The following is a 6,036-nucleotide window of genomic DNA, read 5'->3' as shown; positions in this document are numbered from 1 at the left end:
TGGCAGGAGCCATAAAGCGCCGCAAGAACCTCGCTTTCTATATGTGGGCGTTCAATCTGAGCATCGTCACAGGTATGACCGTACACAATATCGTCGACGCCGAAGTGGGAGGCATCACCCTGTCGCTCCTTCTCATCCTGCCCCTGTTTGTATGTCTCGTGCAGTTTGCCATCGGCAAGTGGGTGGGCGGCTTCTTCGGCGACAGAGTAAGCGCCGGACAGGCTTTGGGCCAGAAAAACACCATAGTGGGCATCTGGCTCACCGTAACCTTCCTGAATCCCGTGGCTGCCGTAGCGCCCGGAGCCTATGTGTTGTGGCAGAATCTCGTGAATTCATGGCAACTCTGGTGTAAGGAGAAATACGGCTATCTCAAGTGGTGATGCGTCAGTGGAATAACCGTTTTTCGTGGCGTTTGTCATAAGGTTTGGTCTTCATCCATGCAATATTCTTTGGGACGGTAGATTTTATTATCAGACAGGCAGATGAGTCCGTTGGCAATCATGGCCAGAGATTAGTTTTGGCGTGACGCTCAAGTAATGGTGAAAGAATAACTTGATCAAATTTTGACCTGTATTTTTGTCGGTTTTGGAGTTTGGAAGAGGGAGCATAGCGGGCTATGTGACCGATGACAAATTTCAAAAACGGCAAAAAGACAGAGCATAAGAATAGAAATCCTTATTTCCTCAAAATTGGTCAAGCTATTTTTTTACCATTACCTAAAACTCCTGAAAAATTTGCTCTTGTCAAAAACAAATCGTAACTTTACAACCTCAAACTAAAAATTGAATGATATGAAGAAGGCCATTGTTTCATTCGTTTTGTCTTTGATGTTCCCGTTGGTACTTTTCGCCGACGGCTACACCTCATTGTGGAAACAATACAATGAGGCCCAGACCAAGGATTTGCCAAAGACGCAGATCAAGATTCTGAACAAGATAATCGCCCAGGCAAAAGCCGGCAAGAGCTATGGCAACCTGCTGAAAGCGGAGTTTGATAAAGTAGCGACTGCATCGGGCATTTCAGATGAATTGTTCCAGTCAGAACTGTCCGCATTGAAGAAGGCTGCGGGCGAAGCCTCAGCAGTAGACCCCGCCTTGGCTGCGGTATACAACTGTGCCCTTGGCTGCAGCTATTCTCTTGTTGCTAAAAGTCACTACAAATCTGACAGCAAGAAACTCAGTCGCGAGTATTTCGACAAGGCACTTGCCGATCCCGAAATGCTTGCATCAAAGAAGGCGCTCGATTATGCACCGTTTGTGAGTGAAGGCGTCGACAGCGAGATATTCGGAAACGACCTGCTCAGTCTGGTAGGTTATTACTCAGAGCGTTACGCCCTTCTCAATGACTATTATAACAAGGCGGGCAACCGCAGGGCTTCGCTCGTCACAGCTCTTTGGATGCTCGAAAAGAGAGTCAAGGCCAATCCCGTGAAAAAGGTCATCAAGGGTAATACCTATCTGGCAAGCCTCGACTCCCTGGTGGCTCTCTATGGCGACCTGAAGGAATGTGGCGAGGTGGCTATCGCGAAATACGATTACATGGCAGACTGTCAGGATGTGACGCCGAAACAGAAAGTGGATTATATCATGTTTGCCAAGCAGAAATGGGCAGCTTGGAAAGGTATAAACCGGCTTGAGCGATACTATGCGGATATGGTGCGGCCGGGATTCGAAATGAATGTAGGAAACACCTATCTGCCGAACCGTGAAGACACCCTGAGCATCGAGGCACGCAATCTGAAACATCTAACAGTCAGCATTTACCGACTGGATACCAAGTCGTATCTCGACGACAGGACAAACAATTTCAACATAGACAAGGCAAAGAAACTCATCATCGCGAAGTCGAAGGTGGTGATTGACCTGCCGGTGGTTTACGAAAACGAATACGACATCAACAAACTCTATGCGAAGCTGCCGAAGATGCAGCCGGGAATGTATTATGTGGTGGTAGAGGCAGACAACAAGAAGCTGAAACCGATAAATGCCGTTTTCACTGTCTCCGATGTATTTGTTGGTAGTCTGCCATTGCCGGGCGACAAGGTGAGATATGCCATCATGAGCGCCACTACCGGACAGCCGCTTGCCGGCGCAAAACTGCAGTTGTGGCGCGACAACAAGGTGATTTCAACGCTGACCGCTGATGAGAAAGGCGAAGTGGTGACGAACAGCCAGGAGCCATACTATGATTGCGTAAGAGCCTATACCGATACCGACAACTATATGATTGGCGAACGCGAGTGGAACAGGTTCAACTATTATGGCGACAAGATCCATCGCAGCGTGGTGTCACTCTTCACCGACCGTTCCATCTATCGTCCGGGACAGACAGTGCATGTGTCTGCCGTGGCATACAAGCAGGAAGGACTGCATTCATCAAAGGTCACGACTGGCGCAGAACTCAAATTCACCCTCAGCGATGCCAACAATAAGGTGCTGGCAGAGAAGAAGGCGACAACCGACGACTATGGCACGGCATCAGTAGACTTCAATCTGCCCGGCGGCAATGTCTTGAGCGGCAGGTTCTCGGTTAGATGCATGGGCAACGGCACGGGATATGCGGCATTCCGGGTGGAAGAATACAAGCGGCCTACCTTTGATGTGAAGTTCGACGAGGTGACCGACGAATACCACGATGGCGACACCCTTGTGGTGGGCGGTACGGCGATGACATTCAGCGGTGTGCCGGTGCCTGGTGCAAAGGTGGCATACGACGTGCAGCGCAGATGCTCCAGCTGGTTCAGGTATTACTATGGGGCGAACAACGATGCCCAGCAGATGCAGACCGACACCGTAATGACCGACTCAAAGGGTAGGTTTGAGGTGCGCATCCCGGTGGTATTGCCAGCCGACTATCAGGCAGACAACGAAGGCTACGATGTGAAGACGCCTGGCAGATTCGTATGGCAGACACGCTATCGCTTCACTGCCACAGCCACAGTGACCGACAACGGAGGCGAGAGCCATTCAGCCGAGACGAGCATCGTGTTGGGATCGAGAGCCACCGAACTGAAATTGGATTTGCCGGAGAAGGTGATTAAAGACAGTGTGGCGACAGTTGTCTTCAACCGCTACAATGCTTCTGCAAAACAGATTGACGGAAAGGTGACATACTGGTTCGACTCCCAGACAAAGAAATATACGGCGAAAGCCAATGAAAACATAAAGATAGACTGGCGGAAAACCAGTGGCATACTCTCCGGCAGACACCAGCTGTGGGCAACATGCTGCAACGACACCGTGATGCGTGAGTTCGTGCTCTTCGGCATAGACGACAAGCGTCCGGCAGCCGATACGCCAGACTGGGCATACATATCAAGCAAGGAGTTCCCGAGAGATGGCAAACCGGTTTATGTGCAGGTGGGCACGTCGTGCGACAACACCCTCGTGCGCTATTCCATCATCTCCAGCGACAAAGAACTGGAGAGCGGAACCTTCAGTCTGAGCAATGCCGTCAAGACCATCTCGCTTACCTATAAGGAAGAATATGGCGAGGCGGTGCTCCTCAACTATCTGTGGGTGAAGGATGGCAAGGCATACAGCCATAAGTTTACCATCACAAGACCGCTGGAGGACAAGAGGCTCGACCTGAAATGGGTGACCTTCCGCGACAGACTCACACCGGGACAGAAAGAGAAATGGACGCTCAACATCTCGCGTCCGAAAGTGAACGACGTGATAAACAAGCGCAACGCCAGCACTGACGGTCAGAACAACGGTCAGCTTCTGGCTCTGATGTATGACAAGTCGCTCGAACAGATAGTGAAGACCAGCTTCAACTTTAGTCTCAATCTGTTGCAGAACAGTCCCTACACCAGATGGAGAATGTTGCCGGAGATAACAGAAAACGGATTGTCTTCATGGCAGACGATGCCTGTGATGAATGGAAAATCGTTTGATCTCAATACATTGGACAATTCTGTTTCCATACTGAGCTGGAAGCTGATGCTTAATGACAGAAGTGATGACAGGGTTTCACTTCCACTCAGAGTCAGGGGAAGGGCAAAGAATTCCGTTTCCATCCGAGGCGAAGCAGTAGAAGAAACTGCTACTGTATTGAAGGCAAAGGAAGAAAAGGCGAAAACCTTTGACTTTGTTCCGCTTGGTAACGATGCCGCCGGCAGAGGCTCGGCTGGCGTGGAGAATGCCGACGGTGAAGAGAGAGCCTCTGCTGCCGTGCCGCAGATTCGCGAGAACCTCAACGAGACAGCCTTCTTCTATCCTGCCCTCTATGCCGACAAGGACGGCAATGTGGATATAGTGTTCACGTTGCCGGAGAGCGTCACCACATGGAACTTCCGCGGCTTTGCCCACGACAAGGAGATGAACTTCGGAATGATAGAGAGCGAGGCAGTGGCGAGCAAGAAGGTGATGGTGATGCCTAATGTGCCGCGCTTCGTGAGAGAGGGCGACAAGGCTACGATGGCAGCCCGTGTGGCAAATGCCACCGACAAGCCGGTTGCAGCCCTCGTAAGAATGCAGCTCCTCGACCCGGAGACGGAAAGAGTGGTATGCGAGAAGAAGCAGAACGTGACCATCGACGCCAATGCCACTGCAAACGTGGACTTCAGTTTTGAAGCTCAGGGCGACACTCCGCTCCTCGTATGCCGCATCACGGCAGAGGGAAAAGGCTTCAGCGACGGTGAGCAGCATTATCTGCCGGTGTTGCCGAGCAGAGAGAGAGTGATGAATACCGTGCCGTTCACCTTCACCGGCAGCGGCGAGAAGACAGTGGCTATGGCTGACCTCTTCCCGAAGGGAACGGCCGACAAGAAGCTCACCGTGGAATATACCGCCAACCCGTCATGGCTCATGATACAGACGCTGCCGTATATCTCGACAGTGGACTACAAGAACGCCATATCCCTTTCAACGGCTTATTATGCCAACGCCCTCGGACGATATATCATGAACCAGTCGCCGGTGATAAAGCAGGTGGTAAACATCTGGAAACAGGAGCCGGCAGGCAGCGACAACAGCCTGATGAGTGCTCTGCAGCGCAACCAGGAACTGAAGACCCTCGTGCTCGACGAGACGCCATGGGTGATGGATGCCGACAACGAGGCTGACCAGAAGAGGATGCTCACCACATTCTTCGACGAGTCGGCGATGGACTACCGGCTGGCTTCGCAGCTCAAAGACCTGAAAGACCTCCAGAATAGCGACGGCTCATGGAGCTGGTGGCGAGGAATGAGAGGTTCGGCAAGCATAACGGCACAGGTGTTGCAGACCCTCGCCCGTCTCAATGTGATGGCAGGCTATCAGAAAGCCACGGCCAAGATGATAGAGAATGGAAAGGACTATCTCAGAACAGTCGTGATGAAGGAGTTTGAGGAAATGAAACGTATGGAAAAGAAGGGACAGAAACCGATGATCTGCGACTACCATGCCATACAGTATCTATATATAAACACACTGCTCGGCAAGAATCCTTTCTATGACTCCGATTATGTGGAGCTGAAGAACTATCTCCTCAAATATCTTGAGGCTGACCGCCACCGCGACATCTATTCAAAGGCGCTCATGGCTGTGGTGCTCAATGGAGACGGCAAGGCTAAGAAGGCAAAGGAGTATGTGGAGAGCATACGCCAGTATACGGTGACGAAGCCGGGCATGGGAACATATTTCGACACATGGCATGCCGGATACTCGTGGTTCGACTATCGCATTCCTACCCAGACTGCTGCGATAGAGGCTCTGAAGGCTGTAGACCCTGCCGACACGGAGACCATAAACCAGATGCGCCTATGGCTCCTGCAGAGCAAGCGCACACAGGCTTGGGACACACCGATAAATACTGTAAACGCCGTGTTTGCCTTCCTCGACGGCAACTATAAAGAGCTGTCTTCTGACAAGGAGAAATCCATGACGCTTGCCGTAGACGGCAAGAACAAGTCGCTGCCTAAGGCTTCTGCCGGACTGGGATATACCAAGGTGGTATACGACATCGACAAGCAGAACTCTCTCACGCTGACCAAGACCGGCGAGGGAACATCATGGGGAGCTGCCTATGCACAGTTCACGCAGGCGGCTGCCG

General features: G+C 51.6%; 2 protein-coding genes (1 of these 2 cut by a window edge). Both read left to right on the top strand.

What is annotated here, in order from left to right; translation table 11 throughout:
• On the top strand, positions 1–380 hold the 3' portion of the coding sequence (locus QVO99_RS09810; RefSeq protein WP_022317436.1) for a transporter. It extends 607 nt beyond the left edge of the window; 380 of the gene's 987 nt are visible here — the last part of the coding sequence; its start codon lies beyond the left edge, outside the window; it ends in the stop codon at positions 378–380.
• A 411-nt stretch (positions 381–791) separates the two neighbouring features.
• Positions 792–6,036, top strand: a 5,245-nt coding sequence (locus QVO99_RS09805) for an alpha-2-macroglobulin family protein (protein WP_288177152.1), incomplete at its 3' end; no start/stop codon positions are given.

It is taken from the genome of Prevotella sp. CAG:592 (assembly GCF_000436015.1).
Classification (GTDB): Bacteria; Bacteroidota; Bacteroidia; order Bacteroidales; family Bacteroidaceae; genus Prevotella; species Prevotella pectinovora.
This window is presented reverse-complemented; position numbering and strand designations above follow the sequence as displayed.